The organism is Achromobacter sp. FW305-C-28 (genome assembly GCF_058783235.1).
Window position 1 is genome coordinate 29,152 of sequence record NZ_JBYSYL010000013.1, and the last position, 22,063, is coordinate 51,214.

A 22,063-nucleotide genomic window follows, 5' to 3' on the forward strand; every position below is an offset into this window, starting at 1 on the left:
GTTTTGGGAACAAAATTTGGATTAAGGCGAGACAAACTCCCAGATGAACCGTTCACATCCCCCTGGGACAAGGCCTTGCGAGACAGGCGCGGCGCATGGCCGGCCGGGTGGCATGGATCTTGCATAGGGAACCGGAGCAGCACTTGAACCCATGCAAGATCCGTTCCACTTTTCCAGGAGTGCCCGATGACCCCGACCCGCCGTTCCTTCCTGCTTCGCACCGCCAGCGCCGCCTTGCTCGCGGCCGGCCTGGCCACGCAACCGGCGCTGGCTGCCGACCCGATCAAGATCGGCCTGATCACCGCGCTGTCGGGCGAATCGGCCCGAGCCGGTGAAGCGCTGACGCGCGGCATGACCATCGCGATCGACGAGATCAACGCCAGCGGCGGCCTGCTGGGCGGACGCCAGGTGGTGCTGGTGCGGCGCGACGACGAAGGCAACCCGGCCAAGGGCATGGCCGCCGCGCGCGAGCTGATCTACAAGGAAAAGGTCACCGTGCTGTTCGGCGGGCTGGACACGCCGGTATCGATGGCGATCGTGCCCATCGTCAACCAGGAGAAAGTGCCGTTCATGGGCCCGTGGGCCGCCGGCACCGCGATCACCCAGAACAAAGGCAATCCCAACTTTGTCTTCCGCGTCTCGGCCATGGACGAGATCGTCGATAGCGCCATGGTGCAATACGCGCGAAAGACGTTTCAGAGCGCCAAGCCGGGCATGATCCTGGTCAACAACCCCTGGGGTGAATCCAACGAAAAGGGCCTGGACGCGGCGCTGGCAGCCGCCAGGATCGCGCCGGCCGGCGTCGAGAAATTCCAGCCCGCCGATCTGGACGTCACGCCCCAGCTCAGCCGCCTGAAGGCGGCCGGGGCGGACACGCTGTTCCTGGTGGGCAACGTGGGCCCGTCGGCACAGGTCGTCAAGTCGCTGGACCGCATGGGCTGGAAGGTGCCGGTGGTGTCGCACTGGGGTCCCGCGGGCGGACGCTTCACCGAGCTGGCCGGCCCCAACGCCAAGAACGTGCACTTCGTGCAGACCTACAGCTTCTTCGGCAAGCAAAGCCCGGTCGGTGAAAAGGTGATGCAGGCGCTCAAGGCCAGGTATCCCGACATCAAGGGCCCGCAGGACATCACGCCGGCCGTGGGCGTGGCCAACGCCTACGACGGCATGCGGCTGGCGGCGCTGGCCATTGCCCAGGCCGGTTCCACCGACGGCGACGCGGTGCGCCAGGGCTTCTACAAGATCGGCAAGTACGAAGGCCTGATCAAGACCTACGAACAGCCTTTCACGCCGACCTCGCACGATGCGCTACGCGAGAACGACTACGTGTGGACCCACTTCGTGGACAACCGCATTTTGCCGGTCGCGAGCGCGCAGTAAGCGCGCACCGCCACCATCGCCACCGGGAGACACGCATGTTGTGGATGTCCGCCATCGTCAGCGGCCTGGGCCTGGGAAGCATGTATGGGCTGATGGCCCTGGGCTTCTATCTGACCTACGCCGTGTCGGGCACGGTCAATTTCGCGCAGGGCAGCTCGATGATGCTGGGCGCCGTGCTGACCTACACCTTCGCGCAGACGCTGGGTTGGCCGCTGGCAGCCGCCCTGCCGCCGGCACTGGCGCTGTGCGCGCTGTACGGCCTGGTGGTCGAGCGGCTGGCGGTGCGACCGTTCGCCAGCCGCGGCTCCAACGCCTGGCTCATGTCCACGGTGGCGCTGGGCATCGTGCTCGACAACGTCGTGATGTTCACCTTCGGCAAAGAGCCGCGCAGCCTGCCGTCGCCCTTGGCGCAAGCGCCGCTGGAGATCGGCGGACTGGGCCTGGGCGTGTATCCGCTGCAATTGCTGATCCCGCTGATCGGGCTGGCGCTGGCCGCCGCATTGCATACGCTGTCGCGCCGCACCCGCTGGGGCGTGGCGCTGCTGGCGGTGGTGCAGAACCCCAATGCCGCGCGCCTGATGGGCATCCCCGTGCGCCGCGCCATCATGGCGGCCTTTGCCGTGTCCACGCTGTTCGCGGGCATCGCCGGCGCGCTGGTCGCGCCGCTGTTCAACGTGCAGGCCGACATGGGCACGCTGTTCGGCCTGAAGGCCTTCGTGGTGGCGATCCTGGGCGGCATCACCAGCGCCTGGGGCGTGATGCTGGCGGGGCTGCTGTTCGGCGTGGTCGAAGCGTTGATCACCGTGACGCTGGGTTCCGGGTACACGCAAATCATCAGCTTCGCGCTGGTCATCGTGATGCTGGCCGCGCGCCCCGACGGGCTGTTCGGCCGTGCTGCCGCAAGGAAAGTCTGATGGACAAACGCACTGCATCCTTTCCGCTGGCGCTGGCGGGCTACGCGCTGCTGGCCGTTGCCAGCCTGGCGCTGGTCGCCAGCGTCAACGGCTATTACGTGTTCGTGCTGGGCAACGTGGCGCTGCTGGCGCTGGCGGGCATCGGCCTGAACGTGCTGCTGGGGCTGACCGGACAGATGTCGTTCGGCCACGCGGCGTTCTACGCCATCGGCGCCTACGTGGTGGCGATCTTGACCGGGCAGGCAGGCTGGAGCTTCTGGCTGGCCTGGCCCGTGGCGGCGCTGGTGGCCGGCGCCTTCGGCCTGCTGCTGGCAGTGCCGGCGCTGCGCGTCAAAGGCCCCTACCTGGCGATGATCACCATTGCCTTCGGCTTCATCGTGGAACACGCGCTGATCGAAGGCGGTGACGTGACCGGCGGGCAGAACGGCTTGATGGGCATCGTGCAGCCCTCGCTGGGCAGCCTGGGCGGCGACCGCGGCGTGGCGATGCTGGCCATCGTCGCCGTCTTCGTCGCGCTGGCGGGCTATGCGCGGTTGGCGCGCGGCGCCTGGGGCGCGGCAATGCGGGCGGTCAAGGACAGCGAGACCGCCAGTGAATCGATCGGCATCAATCCGCTGGTCGTCAAGGCGGTGGCGTTCATGGTGTCCGCGGCGGTGGTGGGCCTGGCCGGCGGGCTGTATGCGTCGCAGGCCGGCATGATCACGCCGCACAACTTCAATTTCATGCAGTCCATCCTGTTCGTGCTGGCGGTGACCATCGGCGGCGCCGGCTCGCTGGCCGGGCCGCTCCTGGGCGCGCTGGTGGTGGGCCTGTTGCCCGAAGTGCTGGCGGGCCTGGAGGAATACCGGCTGCTGTTCTTCGGCGCCTTCCTGCTGGTGGTGCTGTGGGCCGCGCCCGACGGCGCGGCCGGGCTGCTGGGGCGGTGGCGGCAGCGCCGCACGGCGCCGCGGCTGGCGCCTCGCCAAGGAGGCATCACGGCCAGTGGCGGGCCGCGCCGCGCCTTGCGGGCTGAAGGGCTGACCATGACCTTCGGCGGCGTACGCGCGGTGCAGGATGTGTCGTTCAGCGTCGCCCCCGCCGCCGTCACGGCGCTGATCGGACCGAACGGCGCGGGCAAGTCCACCGTCATCAACATGCTCAGCGGCTACTACGCGCCGACCGCAGGCACGGTGTCGCTGGGCCAGGCCCCCCTGGCCGCGCTGCCCGCCTACCGCGTGGCGCGCAGCGGCATTGCGCGCACCTACCAGACCTCGCAGCTGTTCGACACGCTCAGCGTCGAAGACAACGTGGCGCTGGGCTTGTTGCGCGGCCGCCTTGGCGGACTGCTGGCGCAGCGGCGCTACCTGGCAGCCGACGCCCGCGAACGGGCACGCGCCCTGCTGGCCTTTTGCGGCTACGAGGGCGCACTGGACACGCCCGCCGCCGACCTGCCACACGTGGACAGGCGGCTGGTGGAGATTGCGCGCGCGCTCGCCACGGACGCCGACGTACTGCTGATGGATGAGCCCGCGGCCGGCCTGTCGCGCGAAGACAAGGCCCGCCTGGCCGGACTGCTGCGGCGCATCGCCGAGGCGGGCGCAGGCGTGCTGCTGGTCGAACACGACATGGCGCTGGTCATGGGCGTGTCGGACCATATCGTCGCCATCGACGCCGGCCGCGAACTGGCGCAAGGGACGCCCACCCAGATCCAGCAATCCGACGCGGTGCGGCAAGCGTACCTGGGCGACGACGCCGCGCGGCGCGCACCCGCCGCACGCCCTGCCTCGGCCGGCCCCGGCATCGCCCCCGAAGTGCTGGGGGTAGGCAGCCTGACCACAGGCTACGGCGCCAACCCCGTGCTGCATGGCATCGACCTGCAGGTGCGCGAAGGCGAAATGGTGGCGCTGCTGGGCGCCAACGGCGCGGGCAAGTCCACCTTGATGCGCACGCTGGCAGGCCTGCACCGGCCGGCGCAAGGCGGCATGCACCTGCAAGGCCAGGAACTCAATGGGCTGGCGGCGGACCGCATCGTCGCGCGCGGACTGGTGCTGGTGCCCGAAGGCCGCCAGGTGTTTCCCGACCTGAGCGTGCTGGACAACATCCGGCTGGGCGCCTTCCTGCATCCGGCCGACCGCGACGCGCGAGTGGAAGAGATGCTGACGCGCTTTCCGCGGCTGCGCGAGCGGCTGCACCAGCGTGCCGGCTTGTTATCCGGCGGCGAACAGCAGATGCTGGCCATTGCGCGCGGGCTGATGTCCAAGCCCGTCATCCTGCTGCTGGACGAACCGTCGCTGGGGCTGGCGCCGAAGATCATTGACGAGCTGTTCGAAGCGCTGGACCGGCTGCGCGCCGAATCCATGACGATCCTGCTGGTGGACCAGATGGCCGCGCTGGCGCTGTCCCTGGCCGACCGCGCCTACGTGCTGGAATCTGGCCGCGTGGCGGCGCAGGGCACGGCGCAGGAGATCGCGGCCGATGGGGCGTTGGCCCGCGCCTACCTGGGCGCGTAGCGACGCAGGCGCAGTCGGGCCGGCTCGGGACGAATCGGGTCTGCCCGAGTCAACTCGGGTCGGCTCGGGCGCTCTGCGGGCCAGCCGGCCCGCGTATCCCTGCCGGCCGATCAGGCGTTTTCGCCGCCCAGCCGCGCGCCTTCGCGCACGATGCCGCAACGCTTGTAGGCGCGCATCACCACGCCCACTTCGCTGGCCAGCACGCCGTCCAGCTCGCCCAGCCGGCGCGTGACCACATCCCACAGATGCAGGCTGTCGCGGCACAGCACGTGCCAGAACAATTGCGACGCACCGCTGGTGCCGAACAGGCACCGCGTGTTCGGATCCAGCGCCAAGTGCGCGGCCAGCGCATCGACCGCCTGCGGCCGCACCTGCACCGAAATCACCGCCTCGACCGGAAAGCCCACCAGGGCAGGCTCGACCTCGACCCGGAAGCTCAACGCGCGCCGGTCCACCAGGTGTTGCAGCAGGCGATGCGTGGTGGGCTCGCTGACGTCGGCGTGCCCGGCCAGTTCCGCCAGGCTGGCGCGACCGTCGCGCATCAGATGAGCGACGATGCGTTGCTCGGCGTCCGTCAGTGCCGCCGGCGGCGCCAACGACGGCTCCTGCGCGTCCTGAGGCGCCCCGGCATCGGCCTGGATGCGCCATTGGCCCGCCCGGCGGAACGGCCGCAGCACCAGCCGGGCTTCGACGTGCTCGACGCCGTCGATCGACGGCAGGACGCGCGTCACCACGTCGGGCATGTCCGCCGCGTCTTCCAGCGTCAATTCCGCCATCAGGTCCGCGGTGCCGGCCAGCGTCACCACCAACTGGGTGATGCCCAGCTGCGCCAGCGCCTCGGCCACGTCCGGCACGCGGCCCGACCGGCAGCGCACCCAGGCATGCAGCACCACGCCGCGCCCGGTGGCCAGCGGGTCGGCCTCGGCGATGACGCGCAGGGCGTCGGCGTCCATCAGCCGCTTGATGCGTCGCGCCACGGTGCGCTCGGCGATGCCGGTGGCCGCGCCCAGTTCGCGCCAGGACGCCCGCGGGTCCGCCTGCAAGGCGATCAGGCAGGCCAGATCGGTGTCATCGAGCGCCGGCATTAGGGACTTACCCTTACTTGACGTGACCATATTCATTAATCTAACGTTCGCGCATTGATAAAAACACAAAATTAAACGGTCAAATTGACCAAAAATAAATACCCGAGGACCTTATGAGCACCCCATCCGCAACCCTGCGCGCCACGCAGGGGGCAAGCGCCGCGCCCGTATCGCGGGCCCGCACGATTCTGGCCGGTAGTGTAGGCAATGCCGTCGAATGGTTCGATTGGACCATCTATGCGTCGTTCGCCATCTTCTTTTCCAGCCAGTTCTTCCCTGAAGGCAATGAAACCGCCGCCCTGCTGTACACGTTCGGCATCTTCGCCGTCGGTTTCTTCATGCGTCCGGTGGGCGGCTGGGTGCTGGGCATCTTCTCCGACCGTTACGGCCGCAAGGCCGCGCTGGGCCTGACCATCCTGATGATGGCAGGCGGTTCGCTCATCATCGCCGTCACCCCCACCTACGCCGCCATCGGCCTGGCCGCCCCGCTGCTCCTGACAGCCGCGCGCCTGCTGCAAGGCCTGTCGCTGGGCGGAGAGTATGCCTCGGCCACGACCTTTCTGGCGGAAATGGCGCCGCCCGAAAAGCGCGGTTTCTATTCCAGCTTCGTCTTCTTCAGTGCCGCCGTCGGCATCCTGGCCGCCTCGGCCGTGGGCTGGATCCTGACGTCGACGCTGACCCGCGCTGACATGGCCGCCTGGGGCTGGCGCATTCCGTTCGCCCTGGGCGCGCTGGGGGGCCTGGCCGGCATGTGGATCCGCCGTTCGATTCCCGAAACCGAAGCGTTCTCGCACGCCAAGAAAGCCGGTGTCGAAAAGCAGCCGCTGCGCACCCTGCTGCGTGACCACCCGCGCGAAGTGCTGCGCATTGTCGGCTTCTCCATCCTGACGACCTTCGCGTTCTATATCTTCGTGGCCTACGTGCCTACCTACGCCATCCGCCAGGTCAAGGCCGACCCGCAGGTCGCGTTCGCCGCCAACACCATCGCGCTGATCGTGTTCATGCTGGTACAGCCGCTGTTCGGCATGCTGTCCGACCGCATCGGCCGCAAGCCGCAGCTGATCTTCTTTGCCGCCGGCTACCTGATCTTCTTCTACCCGCTGATGAGCACGCTGGGCCCGTCGTTCGGCTCGATCCTGGCCGTGGAACTGTTCGGCCTGGTGCTGTATGCCATGTACACGTCGATCGCCCCGGCCATCATGTCCGAGCAGTTTCCGACCAGCGTGCGGGCGGTCGGCATCGGCGCGCCGTACAACCTGGTCGTCGCGCTGCTGGGCGGCACCACGCCCTACCTGCTGACCTGGCTGCAAAGCAAGGGCATGGAACGCTGGTTCTTCTATTACGTGCTGGCGGGCGCCGTCATCACGCTGATCACCTTCATCCGCATGCCTGAAACCCGGGGCCAATCGCTGAAGTAACGCGCCTCTTGCAGCGTCCCATGCCCCGCTTTCCGGCCCCGACGGGCCGGAAGGCTTTTTCATTTCCGTGAGAGCCATGCCAGACCAAGACACCGCCCTGCATTTCCGAGAAGCCCGCGAACTCGCCCGTGCCATCCGCGATGGCGAACTGACGTCGCGGCAGGTCACCACCCACTTCCTGGACCGCATCGAACGCGCGCCGCAACTCGCCGCCTACAGCGAAGTCACCGCCGAACGCGCGCTGGCCCAGGCCGACGCCGCCGATCGCCTGCAAGCCGCGGGCATCTCGATGGGCCCCCTGCACGGCGTGCCGGTGGCGGTGAAAGACAGCGTGCAGTGGGCCGGCACCACGATCAGCGGGGGGTCACAGACCCGCCGGGGCGTGGTCAGCGACGAGACATCCGCCGCCGCCCACGGGCTGGCCGCGCAGGGCATGCCCATCCTGGGCAAGACCCGCATGACCGAATTCGCGTTCGGCCTGTCCGGCCAGAACCCCACGCAAGGCACCGCCCGCAACCCCTGGGACGCCCGCGAAGCGCGCGCACCGGGCGGTTCATCCAGCGGCGCCGGCGTGGCCGTGGGCGCCGGCCTGGCGCCGTTGGCGCTGGGCGGCGACACGGGCGGTTCGGTGCGCGCCCCCGCGGCGCTCAATGGCGTGGTCGGCTACAAGCCGTCTTCGGGCGTCATCAGCCGCGCCGGCTGTCTGCCGTTGTCCGACACCCTGGATGTGCTGGGCCCCATCGCCCGCAGCGTGGCGGACGCACGCCTGATGACGCAGTTGCTGGCCGGCCCGGACATCGATGATGCCGTGACGCTTGCGCTACCGCCCGACTGCATCACGGCCCTGCGCCGCCCCGCCGCGCGTCGGCGTGCGTCGGTAGCGGTATTGGCCCCGCAAGCCTGGCCGGCCCCGCTGACCGACGAGGGCCTGCGCATCTGGCACGAGGCCCAGGAGCGCCTGGACCAAGCCGGCTGCACGCCCGAAGCCTGGCATCCGCCCGCCGCACTGTCGTTTGCCCGCATGGCGGACGACAACTCGCTGGTGCTCGCCTACGAGGCCTATCGCTACTACGGTGCGCTGGCCGAAGACCCCGCCCAGCCCCTGTGGGACGTGGTGCGCGCCCGCATCGCCGCCGGTGGCCGCATCACCCAGGCCGACTACGAAGCGGCCCTGCAACGCCGCCAGGCCGACATGGCCGCGTTCGCCACTGCCATGCAGGGGCTGGACGCCCTGCTGATGCCCGCCTGCGATCAGGCCGCGCAACCGCTGGATGCGGCCGACGTGCGCCACACGGGCCTGGGCAAACTGTTGCGCCCCGCCAACTTCCTGGGCGCCGCGGCCATCGCCCTGCCGGCCGGCTTCGACGCCGACGGCATGCCGCTGGCCGTGCAGTTGCTGGCCCCCGCGGGCAGCGATGCGGCCATGCTGGACTGCGCCGAGGCGATCGAACGGGTGCTGGCGCCCGTGCCCCGCCCCCCCGACCTCTCAGCGTGGGGGCTGTAGCCTCAACTGCCGTCCAAAAAAGAAAAACGCCCCTGCACAACTCATGCAGGGGCGTTTTTGCTGGAAGCGGGCGGCTTACAGCGCCTTCTTCAGTTCCTGGACCTTGTCCGTGGCTTCCCACGAGAATTCCGGCTCGGAACGGCCAAAGTGGCCATAGGCGGCGGTCTTGGTGTAGATCGGGCGCAGCAGGTCGAGCATGTTCACGATGCCCTTCGGACGCAGGTCGAAGTGCTCGCGCACCAGCTTGGCGATCTGGTCGTCGGGAATGACGCCGGTGCCTTCGGTGTAGACGGTGATGTTGATGGGCTCGGCCACGCCGATGGCGTAGCTGACCTGCACCTGGCACTGGCGCGCCAGGCCGGCGGCCACGATGTTCTTGGCCACATAGCGGGCGGCGTAGGCGGCCGAGCGGTCGACCTTGGACGGATCCTTGCCCGAGAACGCGCCGCCGCCGTGCGGGCATGCGCCGCCGTAGGTGTCGACGATGATCTTGCGGCCGGTCAGGCCGCAATCGCCTTGCGGGCCGCCGATGACGAAGCGGCCGGTCGGGTTGACCAGGAACTTGGTCTGGGGCGTGATCAGGCCTTCGGGGAAGCTGGGCTTGATGATGTCTTCGATGACGGCTTCGCGGATGGTTTCCTGCGTGACGTCGGGCGCGTGCTGGGTCGACAGCACCACGGTGTCGACTTCAGCCGGGCGGCCGTCGATGTAGCGGAAGGTCACTTGCGACTTGGCATCCGGGCGCAGCCACGGCAGGCGGCCGTCCTTGCGCAGTTCGCTCTGGCGCTGCACCAGGCGGTGCGCGTACCAAATCGGAGCCGGCATCAGGTCGGGGGTTTCGTCGCAGGCATAGCCGAACATCAGGCCTTGGTCGCCCGCGCCCTGGTTCAGGTAGTCTTCCGAGCTGCGGTCCACGCCCTGGGCGATGTCCGGCGACTGCTTGTCGTAGGCGACCAGCACCGCGCAACCCTTGTAGTCGATGCCGTATTCGGTGTTGTCGTAGCCGATGCGGCGGATCGTGTCGCGCGCGACCTGGATGTAGTCGACGTTGGCGGTGGTGGTGATTTCACCGGCCAGCACGACCAGACCCGTGTTGCACAGGGTTTCGGCGGCAACGCGGGCGTTGGGGTCCTGCGTGAAGATGGCGTCCAGAATCGCGTCGGAAATCTGGTCGGCTACCTTGTCGGGGTGCCCTTCGGAAACGGATTCGGAAGTGAAGAGAAAGTCGTTATTGGCCACAGATGCGTCCTTGGGTGTCCGGCAGGGCCGGAACATAGGTTCACGAGGCGCGTAGCACCCCGGACGGCATTGAAATACGCTGATCTGGGCGCGACGCTTTAGCGGATTTGGCATGAGACGCGCAACGCGCTATCCCCCTACCGTCGCCCCGCAAGTTGTCGGTTAACTCGGCGACCAGCCGATTTTAAGCGAAAATGCCGTACTTATGCTTGTGCCACCGTTGGGGTCTTTCTCCCGAGCACCGGCATCACCATGCCCGATCTCAGCCATTTGCCGCATGCTGCTAGCCCTGTTTCGCCTGTTTGCTTCCCTGCCCCTGCCCGTCGCGCACGCGCTGGGGCGCCTGCTCGGCCGCGTGGCCTATGCGTTCCCGGGCAAGTACCGGCGCCGCCTGCAGGCCAATGCTGCGCAGGCCGGCTACCCCGGCGCGGCATTTGCCCGCCAGGCGGCGGGCGAAGCCGGCGCCATGATCCTCGAAATGCCCCGGGTGTGGTTCCGCAATGAGCAAAGCCTGGCCCAGGTGGTGTCGGACGACAACGCCGTGGTGGACGCCGCCCGCGCCGAAAACCGCGGCATCCTGTTCCTGACCCCGCACCTGGGCTGCTTCGAGATCACCGCCCGCTACCTGGCCCGCCAGATGCCCATGACCGTGATGTTCCGCCCGCCGCGCAAGGACATCCTTGCGCCGCTGCTGGAAACCGCGCGCAATGGCTCGGCGGTCAATGCCGTACCGGCCACCCTGCAAGGCGTGCGCGAATTCGTGCGCGCCCTGCGCCGCGGCGAATCGGTCGGCATGCTGCCCGACCAGGCCCCCGGCGTCGGCGACGGCGTCTGGGCCCCGTTCTTCGGACGCATGGCCTACACGATGACCCTGCCGGGCAAGCTGGCCGGCCAGACCGGCGTGCCGATCATCCTGACCGCCGGCGAACGCCTGCCCGGCGGCCGCGGCTGGCGCATCCATTACGTCCGTGTGCCGGAACCCCTGCCCGCCGACCCGCAGGCCCAGGCCGCGCTGCTGAACGCCGCCATGGAAACGCTGATCCGCCGCTGCCCGCGACAATACCTCTGGAGCTACAACCGCTATAAGACCCCGCGCGGCGCACCGCCCGCGCCCGCCGACGGCGCTGCGGCCGAACCCGGCTGACGCCCGGTCCGCGCCCCTGCTCCGCCCTGGTCTTATGCCCCTAATTTGCCCATGAACGAATCAAAAACGCGCACGCTGGTTTCCCTGCTGAAATGGTTTGGCCGCATGCGGCCCGCCACGCGGCAACGCATCGGCGCCACGCTCGGCTGGCTGGCCATGCGCCTGGCCAAATCGCGCACCCGCATCGTGCGCCGCAACCTCGAACTGTGCTTTCCCGACCAGCCCGAGGCCGTCCGCGAACGCTGGGTACGCGAACATTTCCGCGCCCTGGCGCAATCCATCGTCGACCGCGGCGTGCTCTGGTACGGCACGCCCGAGGCCATCAAGGACATGGTCACGCAGAGCGGCGCCGAGCGCATCAACGAACTCACCGCCCAGGGCCGCAGCGTCATCCTGCTGGCGCCGCACTTCATCGGCCTGGATGCCGCCGCCACCCGGCTCACCATGGAAGTGCCCAGCGCGGCCACCATGTACACCCCGCAAAGCGACCCGCACATCGATGCGGTCGTGGCTGCCGGCCGGGCCCGCTTCAACGAGGTCTTCCTGGTCAGCCGCAAGGACGGCGTGCGCGAGCTGATCCGCCACCTGCGCGCCCCGCGCCCGGTGTACTACCTGCCCGACATGGACTTCGGCCGCCAGGGCGCCGTGTTCGCGCCGTTCTTCGGCGTGCAAGCCGCCACCTTGCTGGCCACCGCTCAACTGGCCAAGAAATGGGACGCCGCCGTGCTGCCCATCCTGGATTTCTGGAATCCCGAAACCGGGCGTTACCACGCCGAAGTCCTGCCCCCGCTGGAAAACTTCCCGGGTGAGGACTCGCTCGAGGAAGCCACCGCCCGCCTGAACCGCGAACTCGAGGCCTGGGTGCGCCGCTGCCCCAGCCAGTACTACTGGGTCCACCGCCGCTTCAAGACCCGGCCACCCGGCGAAGCCAAGATCTACTAGTCGGCGGGCGACCCCGCGGCGGAACGCCGCAAGCCGCCAGGCCGCCTGCACGCAACATTGCCCGCCGACGCCACGGCGCTGGCGGTTTCCCGCGCCAGAATGGGCGATAATCCCCTCATGAACTGGAACTTCACCAAAATGCATGGCGCGGGCAACGACTTCGTCGTGCTCGACGGCGTTCGCCAAGTCATCGACATGACGCCCGAACGCGCCCGCGCGCTGGGCGACCGGCACTTCGGCATCGGCGCCGACCAGATCCTGCTGGTCGAACGCGCCACCCGACCCGACGCCGATTTCCGCTACCGCATCTTCAATTCCGACGGCAGCGAAGTCGAACACTGCGGCAATGGCGCGCGCTGCTTCGTGCGCTTCGTGCACGAACAAGGCCTGTCCGATCGCAACCCGCTGCGCGCCGAGATCGCCACCGGTATCCTGGTCCTGGACGAAGGCGACGACGAACAGGTCACTGTCGACATGGGCAGCACCCGCTTCGATCCGGCCGACCTGCCTTTTGATACCACCGGCCTGGCCTCGCGTGCCGAAGGCCAGGACACCCTCTGGGAATTGCCGCTGGACACGCCCGCGGGCCTGCCGCGCAGCGTCAGCCTGTCCGCCGTGGCCATTTCCAATCCGCACGCGGTGCAGGTGGTCGACAACGTCGACACCGCCCCCGTCGCCATCGTCGGCCCCCTGGTCGAGACCCACCCGCGCTTTGCGCGCCGGGTCAACGCCGGCTTCATGCAGATCGTCGATCGCCACAACATCCGGCTGCGCGTGCACGAACGCGGCGCCGGCGAAACCCTGGCCTGCGGCACCGGCGCCTGCGCCGCCGTCGCGGCCGGCATCCGCCGCGGCCTGCTCGACTCCCCCGTGCGCGTGCAAACGCGCGGCGGCGTGCTGACCATCGCCTGGACGGACGGCCAGTTGCGCATGACCGGCCCGGCCGAATCCGTCTTCACGGGGCAGGTCGACATCGACAAGCTCGTCTTCTCCATGGCGCTGAACCGATAACCCATGACCGATACTGCTTTCACCGCCCAGGACATCGCCACCTTCCTGCAGGAACACCCCGGCTTCTTCGACCAGCACGCCGACGTCTTCGCGACCCTGCAAGTGCCGCATCCGCATGGTTCGCGCGCCATCTCGCTGGGCGAACGCCAGATCCTCACGCTGCGCGAACGCAACCGCGAACTCGAATGGCGCCTGAATGAACTGGTGCGCAATGCCACCGCCAATGAAACCATCGGCGGCCATGTCGCTAAATGGTGCTGCCGCCTGCTGTCGGAAAACGATCCTCAGCTCGTGCCCGGCGAAATCGCTCTGGGCCTGGCCGAGCAGTTCGACATCAACCATGTCGCGCTGCGCCTGTGGAACCTGCCCGAGCTGCCCGAAACCGGCTACGGCGAACCCGTCACGCAAGACGTGCGCACGTTCGCCGACAGCCTGAAAACGCCCTATTGCGGCACCGACACCGCCTTCGAAGCCGCCGGCTGGCTCAACGCCAAGCCCAAGTCCCTGGCACTGGTGCCGCTGCGCCTGGAAGCCGACGGCGCCAGCGTCGGCCTTCTGGTGCTGGGCTCGGACGACGCCGAACGCTTCACGCCCGACATGGGCACCGCGTTCCTCGAATCCATCGGCCAACTGGCCTCGGCCGCGCTGCACCGGCTGAACCCGGCCGCCCCCAAGGCCTGACCCCATGACGGCGGGGGCTCCCATGCAGGCACCGCAAGCACCGGACGCCCCCCTGCCCGACCCGATGGCCGCCTGGCTGCGCCATCTGGAAGCCAACCGCCGCTATTCCCCGCACACGCTCGCAGGCTACCGGCGCGAACTGCATTTCCTGCGCGACCTGGCCGAACGCGCCAAGCTGCCGCTGGACACCCTGGGCAACGGTCATATCCGCCAGTTCGTGGCGCGGCTGCACGCGCAGGGCCGCGGCCCGCGCAGCCTGGCGCGCACGTTGGCGGCATGGCGTGGCTTCTATCAGTGGTGGGCGCCGGTCGTCGGCCTGGCCGGCAATCCCGTCGCCGGCGTACGCGCCCCCAAGGCGCCGCGCGGCCTGCCCAAGGCCCTGTCTGTCGAGCAGACCCAAGCGCTGCTCGATCGCCCACAGGCGCAGGTCGCCACCGAGCCGGCCGCCTTGCGCGACCAGGCTATGTTCGAATTGCTGTATTCCAGCGGGCTGCGCCTGTCTGAACTGGTGGGGCTGGACCTGCGCTACGAACGCACGGCCCACTATGAATCGCGCGGCTGGCTCAACCTGGACGATGCCGAAGTCATCGTGCTGGGCAAAGGCGGCAAGCGCCGTTCGGCGCCGATAGGCCAGGCGGCCCTGGCCGCATTGCGCCGCTGGATCGAAGTCCGCCCCCAGTTGGCCCCGCCCGCCGCGCAACCCGAAGATGCGGCTGCGCTGTTCCTGGGCGCGCGCGGACGACGCATCTCGCCGCGCGTGGTGCAGCTGCAACTGGCGCAGATCGCCCAAGCCGCCGGCCTGCCCACCCATGTGCATCCGCACGTGCTGCGCCACAGCTTCGCCAGCCACGTGCTGCAGTCGGCCCAGGACCTGCGCGCCGTGCAGGAAATGCTGGGCCACGCCAACATTTCCACCACCCAGATCTACACCCGGCTCGACTTCCAGCACCTGGCCCGCGCCTACGACCAGGCGCATCCGCGCGCCGGCCGCAAATCCTGACGCTGGCCGTTCAGCCGCCGCCGGCCAGCATCCCGCCCAAAAGCAGCACACCCAACGCCAAGACGGCCAGTGCGGCCAAGGCCTCTACGCCATAGCGTAGCCGCGCCGCGCCCACGCTGGACAGCCTGCCGCCCAGGGCCGTCGCCGCACCGCCCGCAGCCACCGCCAGGCAAGCCAGCGCCGCGACCGTCAGGCCCGTACCCAGCCCCATCGCCAACGCCGACGCCACGCCCGCCAGGAAAAATCCCTGCGACAACGCAAACACCAGCACGATCAACGCGCCGCTGCACGGCCGCAACCCCACCGCCAGGATCGCCGACCAGGCGCGACGCCAATTCAGCGGCCCGGCCACCTGCTCCGGCGGCGGGACATGGGCGTGGCCGCAACCGCAATCGTCGTGATGATGATGGGCATGGTCGTGCGCGGCGTCGTGCAACGCGCTCGGCAACGCGGCTGCGGCAGGGCCTTGCCGCACAGGCGCCGCCTGCACCGAGATGGCCCGCAACGCCGCAGCCCCCTTCAAGGCTTGGCCCGTCCCGGCTACCGCAGACGGCCTTGGCCCATCAACGCCACGGTGGGTCGGCTGCGCCGCAGCAGGCCGCCGGCGCAGCAATGGCCGCAGCGCCTTGACCCACACCAGCCAAGCGCCCAACAGCGTCACCAACGCGTACGACGCCAGCTCCAGCCAGCGGGTCGCCTGATTCATGGTCGCTGCCGTGGCGTTGAACACCAGCGCCAACACCGCCACCATCGCAATCGCCACCAACGCCTGCACCAACGACGACGCCAGCGCCAGCAAGGCGCCGTTACGCGCGGTCTGCCGGTTGGCCAGCACATAAGAAGAGATGACGGCCTTGCCGTGCCCCGGTCCCAGCGCGTGAAACACGCCGTAGGCGAACGACAGGCCGATCAGCATCCAGGCCGCGCCGCCGTCGGCCTGCCAGGCCCGCACCGCCGCCGTCAGCTGGCGATAGAAATGGCTTTGCCATACCGACACCTGGCCGAAAAAAATCGCCAGCCAACCCGGTCCGCCCAACCCTGCGCCGCTTTCCGGCACGCCGAACGGATGCGCGCCTTGCGCGTCCGCCATCCCCGTCCAGGCCATGGCGGCCAGCGCCAGCAACCACGCGAAGGCGGCTGCAGCCGGACGGCACGCCGTCAGGCGCATTGCACCTCGATGCGGTGCGTCAGCCCCTTGGTGATGGCGAAAAGCTCTTCCGGCAACGCGTCCGGATCGGCCGGGATCGCGGCCAGCTGCTGCATGGTGTTCCAATCCAGTTCCTTCGGCTTGCGGTAGGCCGGCTTGCAGGCTGCCGCGCCGGGACCACCCAGCGTGACAGCGCCCTTTTCATCAAAGGCGTAGGCCACGAAATAGGTGGGGTCGTAGATGTCCACCTGGGCGCCCGCAGCATCCAGCGCGGCGGGTTCGGCCAACGGCAACGTGAACGCCAGCGCCAAACGGCCCGTCTTGGGGTTCCACGTCACGCGGGCGTCTCGCGGCGCGGCAAACGCCATGGTCTTGCCCGCCACCGTGACCCGCGTGAAATAGTGCGAGACCGGCTCGCCCAGCGCCTTCATCCAGTCTTGCGCCATGCCCTTCAAGGTGTCGTCGGCAAGCGTGCCACCCTTGCCCTTCTTGAGGCCTTGCGTGGCGTAGGCGCCGAACATCTCGTCGAACAGCCAGACCTGCCGCACGGCGGTGATCCGGTGCTGCTCGTCCAGGTCGACCACCGCGCGGGCGTCGATCCACATGTGCGGGTGCGCACTGGCGGCGCTGGCCGCCAGCGCGCCCGTCACGGCGATCAGGGCTGCAAGGCCGCGGCGAGCTGACGTACGTTCCATTCAAACATTTCCAGGTAGGTGGCGCCGGGTTGTCCAGGCTTGGACAGCGCATCGGAATAAAGCGTACCACCCACCTTGGCGCCGGTTTCGCGTGCGATTTGCTGCACCAGGCGCGGACTGGTGATGTTCTCGACGAACACCGCCGGCACCTTCTCGCGCTTGACCTGTTCGATGATGCGCGCCACGTCGCCCGCCGCCGGCTCGGCGGCGGTGGACACGCCCACCGCCGAAATGAACTGCACCCCGTAGGCATCACCAAAATAGCCGAACGCATCGTGCGAGGTCACCACCTTGCGGCGTTCCGCGGGAATCGCCGCGAAGGTCTTGCGCACCGACGCGTCGGCGGCCTGGATGCGGGCGATGTAGGCGTCGGCGCGCTTGCGGTAGGCGTCGGCATGAGCCGGGTCCGCGGCGGCCAGGCCGTCGGCGACGTTGCGCGCGTAGATCGCGCCGTTGGCCAGGTTCTGCCAGGCGTGCGGGTCGTTGTCGCCATGACTGTGGCCGTGGTCCGCTTCGCCATGGGCGTGGGCGGGCGCGTGGTCATGATCGTGGTCCTTGTCGTCGTGATCGTGGCCGTGGCCGGCGAACTTGCGCGCGGCAACGCCCTTGGACGCCACCACCGTCTGGCCCGAGAAACCGGATGCCTTGACCAACCTGGGCAACCAGGCCTCGAAGTCCAGCCCGTTCACGAACAGCACTTTGGCGGCGGCCAGCTTCTTGGCGTCCGCGGGGGTGGGCTCGTATTCATGGGCGTCGCCGTCCGGTCCCACCAGGGTCGTGAGTTGCACGTCATCGCCGCCGACTTCGCGCACGATGTCGCCCAGGATGGAAAAGCTGGCCACGGCCTGCAACGGCTGGGCGGCATGCGCCATGCCGAAGGTCGCGGACAGCCACAAGCCGGCGGCAGCCAGCAAGGCACGGCGGCGCGACAGCGCCAGCGATAGGGAAGTCATAGCGAATCTCCTTGAAGGATCAGGCCCTGCGCGGTCTGCGCGGCGCCCGCAGCAGCCCGCCCTGCGGGCCGCAAACGATGGAAAACAGGTAGCAGACGCCGGCCGCCAGGATGATGGCGGGCGAGGCCGGCACATTGAAGTGATACGAGACCAACAGGCCGGCCACCGATGCGGCCACGCCGATGCCGGCGGCCATGGGAATCTGGCCGGCCGCCGAGCGCAGCCAGAAGCGGGCCGCAGCGGCCGGCAGCATCATGATGCCGACCACCATCAAGGTGCCCAGCACCTGGAAGCCCGCCACCAGGTTCACCACCACCAGCACCAGGAAGCCCATGTGCACCCAGCCGCCGCGTCCGCCGCTGGCACGCAGGAAGCCCGGATCCAGGCATTCGGCCACCAGCATCCGGTACAGCGCCGCCAGAACCACCAGCGTGACGCTGGCCGTGGCCGTCACCAGCAGCAGCGCCGCGTCATCCAGACCCAGCACCGTGCCGAACAGCACGTGCAGCAGATCCATGTTGGAGCCGCGCAGCGACACCAGCAGCACCCCCAGGCCCAGCGAGATCAAATAGAAAGCGGCGAAGCTGGCGTCTTCGCGCAGCGGCGTCAGCCGCGCCACCAGTCCGGCCAGCAAGGCCACGGCCAGGCCGGTCGCGACGCCGCCCAACATCATCGCGCCCAGCGACAGGCCGGACAGCAGGAAGCCCGCCGCCACGCCCGGCAAGATGGCGTGCGACATCGCGTCGCCCATCAGGCTCATGCGGCGCAAGACCAGGAACACCCCCAGCGGCGCCGCACCCAATGACAAGGCGCAGGCGCCGGCCAGTGCGCGGCGCATGAAACCGTAGTCAAGGAAAGGCGACACGACCCATTGCAGCGCGCTCATGCGAACGCTCCCGCGTGCCATTGGCGCGCCGTCTTCAGGTTCTCGTCGCACAGGGCTGATTCGGTATCACCCCAGGCCACCACCGAACCGGACAACAGCAGGCATTGCGGAAAATGACCGCGCACCATGTCCAGGTCATGCAGCACGGTGATGACGGTGCGCCCCTGGCCATGCAGGCCGCAGAGCAGCGCCATCAGGTCATCGGCGGTATGGCTGTCCACGGCCGCGAAGGGCTCGTCCAGCAGCAGCACCGGCGCATCCTGCACCAGCATCCGCGCGAACAGCGTGCGCTGCATCTGTCCGCCCGACAGCGTGTCCACCCCGCGTCCGGCCATGCCGGCCAGGCCTACGGTCTCCAGTGCGTGCAGGCAGCGGTCGATTTCCTCGGCCCCGTAGCGCCGCCAGGCGCCAACCCGGCGCCATGCACCCATCGCCACCAGATCCAGCACCGACACCGGAAACGAACGGTCCAGTTCGGCGGCCTGGGGCAGCCAGGCCAGTTCCGACCGACCGGCCCCGCCCACGGTGACGCTGCCCGACAACGGCCGCAGCACCCCCATGATGCCTTTGATCAGCGTCGACTTGCCGGCCCCGTTCGGCCCCACCACGGCAGTCATCGCGCCCGGCTCGAAGCGGCCCGACACGCCGCGCAACGCCGCATGCCCGTGCCAGCCGAAGGAAGCGTCCCGCAGCTCGATGGCGACCGGTGCCGCATTCATCGGGGCCACCAGTCCATGGCCCAGCCGGTCAGCGCCCACAGCGCGGCGGCCGCGGCCAGCGCATAGGCCATGCGACGCCAGGCAGAGGCCAGGAAGCTGGAACGGTGGGAGGAGCCCGGCCCTGGCGCGGCGCCGGGCCGCGGGGGCAAGAGCGAAAAGTGAGACATGGAAACGACAGGCTACGAAACAGATTTATTATGTTATATCATAACTAACAAGGCTTGAAAGGGCGCCTTTCGCCCGCATCAGAGTGTTTTCTGCTACCTTCCTGGCATCTCGCGCGCGTCGCGCGCGTCCCTAATTCAGATGAAGCCCGCCATGCCCGCTCCGCCCCGTTCCCCCCGCAGCGACACCGTAGGCGCCCAGCTCAGCGTCGCCGAGACGTTGTGCGAACAACGCGGCCGCCGCTTGACCCCCATCCGCCGCAAGGTCCTGGAACTGCTGCTGCGCCACGGCCGCAGCCTCAAGGCCTACGAACTGCTGGACGCCATGCGCGAAGTCCATCCCGGCGCGGCGCCCCCCACGGTGTACCGCGCCCTGGACTTCCTGATGGACGAAGGCCTGATCCACCGGCTGGACGCCGTCAACGCCTGGAGCGCCTGCCACGATGCCGGCGGCGCACCGCATGACCTGCTGGTGGTCTGTACCGGCTGCGGCGCGGTGGCCGAAGTCTCCGACCCCGCCATGAGCCGCCAACTGGCCGAACGCGTGGCCCAGACCGGCTACGCCCTGGCTACCCACGAAACCGAGATCCGGGCGCTGTGCCCCCAGTGCCAGCAGAAGCAGCCCGCCGACGCCGGCCACCACCACCATCACCACTGAGGCGCCGTGACGCGCCTGCCCCGCGGCAGGCGCGTACCCCTCGGCCCCGGCCGGCCGCCGGATCCGGACCTTGAAATCCCGAAATTTGCCCCAAAATAGGGATATCGCCCGATACTTGACGGCGTACAGCCGCGAACTGGGCGGCTACGGCCCCCGGGTTGGCCCGGGGTTTGCCCCCTGCCCCCGACTGTGCTGTAATCCTGCGTCCGGCCGCTCCAGGCGGCCCTCGCAGCCTGTGGCAGCGACTCTTCGCCGCCTTACTTCACGCAAGCAGCTTCGCCATGAACACCCCGCGCAGTTTGGACAAAATGGTTCCCGTCACCATCCTCACCGGCTTTCTCGGTGCGGGCAAGACCACCCTGCTCAAACGTATCCTGACCGAGTTCCACGGCCGCCGCGTTGCGGTCATCGAAAACGAGTTCGGACCGGAAAGCATCGACAACGACCTGCTGGTGCAAGACAGCGATGAAGAAATCATCGAACTGTCCAACGGCTGCGTCTGCTGCACGGTGCGCGGCGACCTGATGCGCACCCTGTCCGAGCTGCGCGCCAAGCGCGAAGCCGGCACCCTGAATTTCGAACGCGTCATCCTGGAAACCACCGGCATGGCCAACCCCGGCCCCGTGTGCCAGACGTTCTTCATGGACGACGACATCGCCGAGTACTACCGCCTGGACGCGGTGGTCACGGTGGTCGACGCCAAGCACGGCATGGTCACGCTGGACGAGCAGCCCGAAGCCCAGAAGCAAGTGGGCTTCGCGGACCGCATCCTGATTTCCAAGAAAGACCTGGTCAACGAAGTCGACTACGAAGCGCTGCGCAACCGCCTGGTGCACATGAACCCGCGCGCGCCCATCACCGCGGTCAACTTCGGCGACGCCGACCTGAAGTCCATCATCGACATCAGCGGCTTCAACCTGAACTCCATTCTCGACATCGACCCGGAATTCCTGGCCGATGAGCACCCCGACGCCGCCCACAGCCATGCCCACGGGCACGACCATGGGCACGATCACGGCCACGACCATGATCACGAAGGCGACTGCGGGGCGCATTGCAATCACGCGCATCATCACCACCACCACAAGCACGACGACGAAATCGGCGCGTTCGTGTTCCGTTCCAACAAGCCGTTCGATCCCGCGCGCCTTGAGGAATTCCTGGGCGGTGTGGTGCAGGTCTATGGTCCCGACCTGCTGCGCTACAAGGGCATCCTGTACATGAAGGGCATCAACCGCCGCATGTTGTTCCAGGGTGTGCACATGATGATGGGCGCCGAACCCGGCAAACCGTGGACCGCGGCCGAAAAACCGTCCACCAAGATGGTCTTCATCGGACGCAAGCTGCCCCAGGAGATTTTCACCCGGGGCTTGGAGCAGTGCCTGGCGGGGTGATCCCCTTTTTGGATACGTGACTCGATGCGACGAAGGCAGTACTGTGAGGTACGGATAGCGTAGGCAGCAAGCACACGGACCGGGAAGAACCGCCCGCGCCAGGATCGATTCATAGTGGAGTGTTTTCATGGCTACCAAGGCAGCAACCAAAAAATCAAGCAAGTCGACGAGCGATACGGCGATTGATCTGCCCAGCGAGAAGGAATTGCTGGCCATGCCCGAGTCCGACTATATGAACGAACGCCAGCTGGCATTCTTCAAGGAACGGCTCAAACAACTCGAACAGGACATCCTGGCCAACGCCGGCGAAACCACCGAGCACCTGCGCGAAACGCAGTTCGTGCCCGATCCCGCCGACCGCGCCACCATCGAGGAAGAACACGCCCTTGAGCTGCGTACGCGCGACCGCGAACGCAAGCTGCTGAAAAAGGTGCAACAGTCCATCGCCCGCATCGACAGCGGCGAATACGGCTGGTGTGAAGAAACGGGCGAACCCATCGGCGTTCCGCGCCTGTTGGCCCGCCCCACTGCCACGCTGTCGCTCGAAGCTCAAGAGCGCCGCGAAATGCGCCAGAAGCTATACGGCGACTGATCCGTCCCGTTTTCCGGCTTCACCCTGAAAGGCTATGCTGCCCCCAGCATG

At 68.3% G+C, this 22,063-nt stretch carries 21 protein-coding genes; 13 read left to right on the plus strand and 8 right to left on the minus strand.

What is annotated here, in order from left to right:
* The first annotated feature begins 186 nt into the window (after positions 1 to 186).
* Genes AC3WMR_RS25520 through AC3WMR_RS25530 form a run of 3 tightly spaced genes read left to right on the plus strand, consistent with a single transcriptional unit; the run spans position 187 to position 4,780 of the window.
* Positions 187 to 1,377 (plus strand): ABC transporter substrate-binding protein, encoded by a 1,191-nt coding sequence (locus tag AC3WMR_RS25520; RefSeq protein WP_492266073.1) that lies wholly within the window; start codon positions 187 to 189, stop codon positions 1,375 to 1,377.
* 35 nt (positions 1,378 to 1,412) lie between these two features.
* Positions 1,413 to 2,291: a branched-chain amino acid ABC transporter permease gene (locus AC3WMR_RS25525; protein ID WP_175192434.1), complete on the plus strand. Its 879-nt coding sequence runs from the start codon at positions 1,413 to 1,415 to the stop codon at positions 2,289 to 2,291.
* Positions 2,291 to 4,780: a branched-chain amino acid ABC transporter ATP-binding protein/permease gene (locus tag AC3WMR_RS25530; protein ID WP_492266072.1), complete on the plus strand. Its 2,490-nt coding sequence runs from the start codon at positions 2,291 to 2,293 to the stop codon at positions 4,778 to 4,780. Before AC3WMR_RS25525 ends, AC3WMR_RS25530 begins: the two co-directional genes overlap by 1 nt.
* Positions 4,781 to 4,890: 110 nt before the next feature.
* Here the strand turns inward: AC3WMR_RS25530 and AC3WMR_RS25535 are convergent, their stop codons facing one another.
* The gene (locus tag AC3WMR_RS25535) at positions 4,891 to 5,865 is read right to left on the minus strand and encodes an Lrp/AsnC family transcriptional regulator (protein ID WP_492266071.1); all 975 of its coding nucleotides are present in this window, start codon (positions 5,863 to 5,865) and stop codon (positions 4,891 to 4,893) included.
* A 113-nt stretch (positions 5,866 to 5,978) separates the two neighbouring features.
* Here AC3WMR_RS25535 and AC3WMR_RS25540 point away from each other — a divergent pair, with 113 nt between their 5' ends.
* Together AC3WMR_RS25540 and AC3WMR_RS25545 are read left to right on the plus strand one after the other, a co-directional pair.
* On the plus strand, positions 5,979 to 7,283 hold the full coding sequence (locus AC3WMR_RS25540; RefSeq protein WP_492266070.1) for an MFS transporter: 1,305 nt from the start codon (positions 5,979 to 5,981) through the stop codon (positions 7,281 to 7,283).
* A gap of 76 nt (positions 7,284 to 7,359) precedes the next feature.
* Positions 7,360 to 8,787 (plus strand): amidase, encoded by a 1,428-nt coding sequence (locus AC3WMR_RS25545; protein WP_492266069.1) that lies wholly within the window; start codon positions 7,360 to 7,362, stop codon positions 8,785 to 8,787.
* 75 nt (positions 8,788 to 8,862) lie between these two features.
* Here the strand turns inward: AC3WMR_RS25545 and metK are convergent, their stop codons facing one another.
* Positions 8,863 to 10,026 carry a methionine adenosyltransferase gene (gene metK / locus AC3WMR_RS25550; RefSeq protein ID WP_445657817.1) on the minus strand — a complete coding sequence of 388 codons (1,164 nt, stop codon included), beginning with the start codon at positions 10,024 to 10,026 and terminating at the stop codon, positions 8,863 to 8,865.
* Between the two features lie 277 nt (positions 10,027 to 10,303).
* Between metK and AC3WMR_RS25555 the strand changes: the two genes are divergently transcribed.
* From AC3WMR_RS25555 to xerC, 5 genes are all read left to right on the plus strand, one after another.
* On the plus strand, positions 10,304 to 11,170 hold the full coding sequence (locus AC3WMR_RS25555; RefSeq protein ID WP_492266068.1) for a lysophospholipid acyltransferase family protein: 867 nt from the start codon (positions 10,304 to 10,306) through the stop codon (positions 11,168 to 11,170).
* Positions 11,171 to 11,221: 51 nt separating this feature from the next.
* Positions 11,222 to 12,112, plus strand: coding sequence for a lysophospholipid acyltransferase family protein (locus AC3WMR_RS25560; RefSeq protein WP_175192429.1), 891 nt, complete (start codon positions 11,222 to 11,224; stop codon positions 12,110 to 12,112).
* 99 nt (positions 12,113 to 12,211) lie between these two features.
* Positions 12,212 to 13,123 (plus strand): diaminopimelate epimerase, encoded by a 912-nt coding sequence (dapF, locus tag AC3WMR_RS25565; protein ID WP_492266067.1) that lies wholly within the window; start codon positions 12,212 to 12,214, stop codon positions 13,121 to 13,123.
* Positions 13,124 to 13,126: 3 nt separating this feature from the next.
* Positions 13,127 to 13,804 carry a DUF484 family protein gene (locus tag AC3WMR_RS25570; RefSeq protein WP_492266066.1) on the plus strand — a complete coding sequence of 226 codons (678 nt, stop codon included), beginning with the start codon at positions 13,127 to 13,129 and terminating at the stop codon, positions 13,802 to 13,804.
* A 22-nt stretch (positions 13,805 to 13,826) separates the two neighbouring features.
* Entirely contained in the window at positions 13,827 to 14,804 is a 978-nt protein-coding gene (gene xerC / locus AC3WMR_RS25575) for a tyrosine recombinase XerC (protein ID WP_492266065.1), read from the plus strand.
* Positions 14,805 to 14,814: 10 nt separating this feature from the next.
* On the opposite strand, the gene AC3WMR_RS25580 is transcribed toward xerC, so the two are convergent.
* From AC3WMR_RS25580 to AC3WMR_RS25605, 6 genes are read right to left on the minus strand one after another with little or no spacing between them, the layout of a single operon-like run.
* The gene (locus AC3WMR_RS25580) at positions 14,815 to 15,909 is read right to left on the minus strand and encodes a nickel/cobalt transporter (RefSeq protein WP_492266102.1); all 1,095 of its coding nucleotides are present in this window, start codon (positions 15,907 to 15,909) and stop codon (positions 14,815 to 14,817) included.
* A 53-nt stretch (positions 15,910 to 15,962) separates the two neighbouring features.
* Entirely contained in the window at positions 15,963 to 16,646 is a 684-nt protein-coding gene (locus AC3WMR_RS25585; protein WP_492266064.1) for a DUF1007 family protein, read from the minus strand.
* The gene (locus tag AC3WMR_RS25590; RefSeq protein ID WP_492266063.1) at positions 16,607 to 17,599 is read right to left on the minus strand and encodes a metal ABC transporter substrate-binding protein; all 993 of its coding nucleotides are present in this window, start codon (positions 17,597 to 17,599) and stop codon (positions 16,607 to 16,609) included. The genes AC3WMR_RS25585 and AC3WMR_RS25590 overlap by 40 nt, the downstream gene beginning before the upstream one ends.
* 19 nt (positions 17,600 to 17,618) lie before the next feature.
* Positions 17,619 to 18,485 (minus strand): metal ABC transporter permease, encoded by an 867-nt coding sequence (locus tag AC3WMR_RS25595; RefSeq protein ID WP_492266062.1) that lies wholly within the window; start codon positions 18,483 to 18,485, stop codon positions 17,619 to 17,621.
* Complete coding sequence (locus AC3WMR_RS25600; protein WP_175216990.1) at positions 18,482 to 19,204, minus strand: metal ABC transporter ATP-binding protein; 723 nt, start codon at positions 19,202 to 19,204, stop codon at positions 18,482 to 18,484. The genes AC3WMR_RS25595 and AC3WMR_RS25600 overlap by 4 nt, the downstream gene beginning before the upstream one ends.
* Positions 19,201 to 19,371 carry a hypothetical protein gene (locus AC3WMR_RS25605; RefSeq protein ID WP_492266061.1) on the minus strand — a complete coding sequence of 57 codons (171 nt, stop codon included), beginning with the start codon at positions 19,369 to 19,371 and terminating at the stop codon, positions 19,201 to 19,203. Before AC3WMR_RS25605 ends, AC3WMR_RS25600 begins: the two co-directional genes overlap by 4 nt.
* A gap of 151 nt (positions 19,372 to 19,522) precedes the next feature.
* Between AC3WMR_RS25605 and AC3WMR_RS25610 the strand changes: the two genes are divergently transcribed.
* The 3 genes from AC3WMR_RS25610 (at position 19,523) to dksA (ending at position 22,012) form a co-directional block, all read left to right on the plus strand.
* A complete protein-coding gene (locus AC3WMR_RS25610; RefSeq protein WP_006224833.1) occupies positions 19,523 to 20,026 on the plus strand; it encodes a Fur family transcriptional regulator in 504 nt (167 codons plus the stop codon).
* Positions 20,027 to 20,307: 281 nt separating this feature from the next.
* On the plus strand, positions 20,308 to 21,420 hold the full coding sequence (locus AC3WMR_RS25615; protein ID WP_492266060.1) for a CobW family GTP-binding protein: 1,113 nt from the start codon (positions 20,308 to 20,310) through the stop codon (positions 21,418 to 21,420).
* Positions 21,421 to 21,547: 127 nt separating this feature from the next.
* Positions 21,548 to 22,012, plus strand: coding sequence for an RNA polymerase-binding protein DksA (gene dksA, locus AC3WMR_RS25620; RefSeq protein ID WP_006216410.1), 465 nt, complete (start codon positions 21,548 to 21,550; stop codon positions 22,010 to 22,012).
* Positions 22,013 to 22,063: the final 51 nt, after the last annotated feature.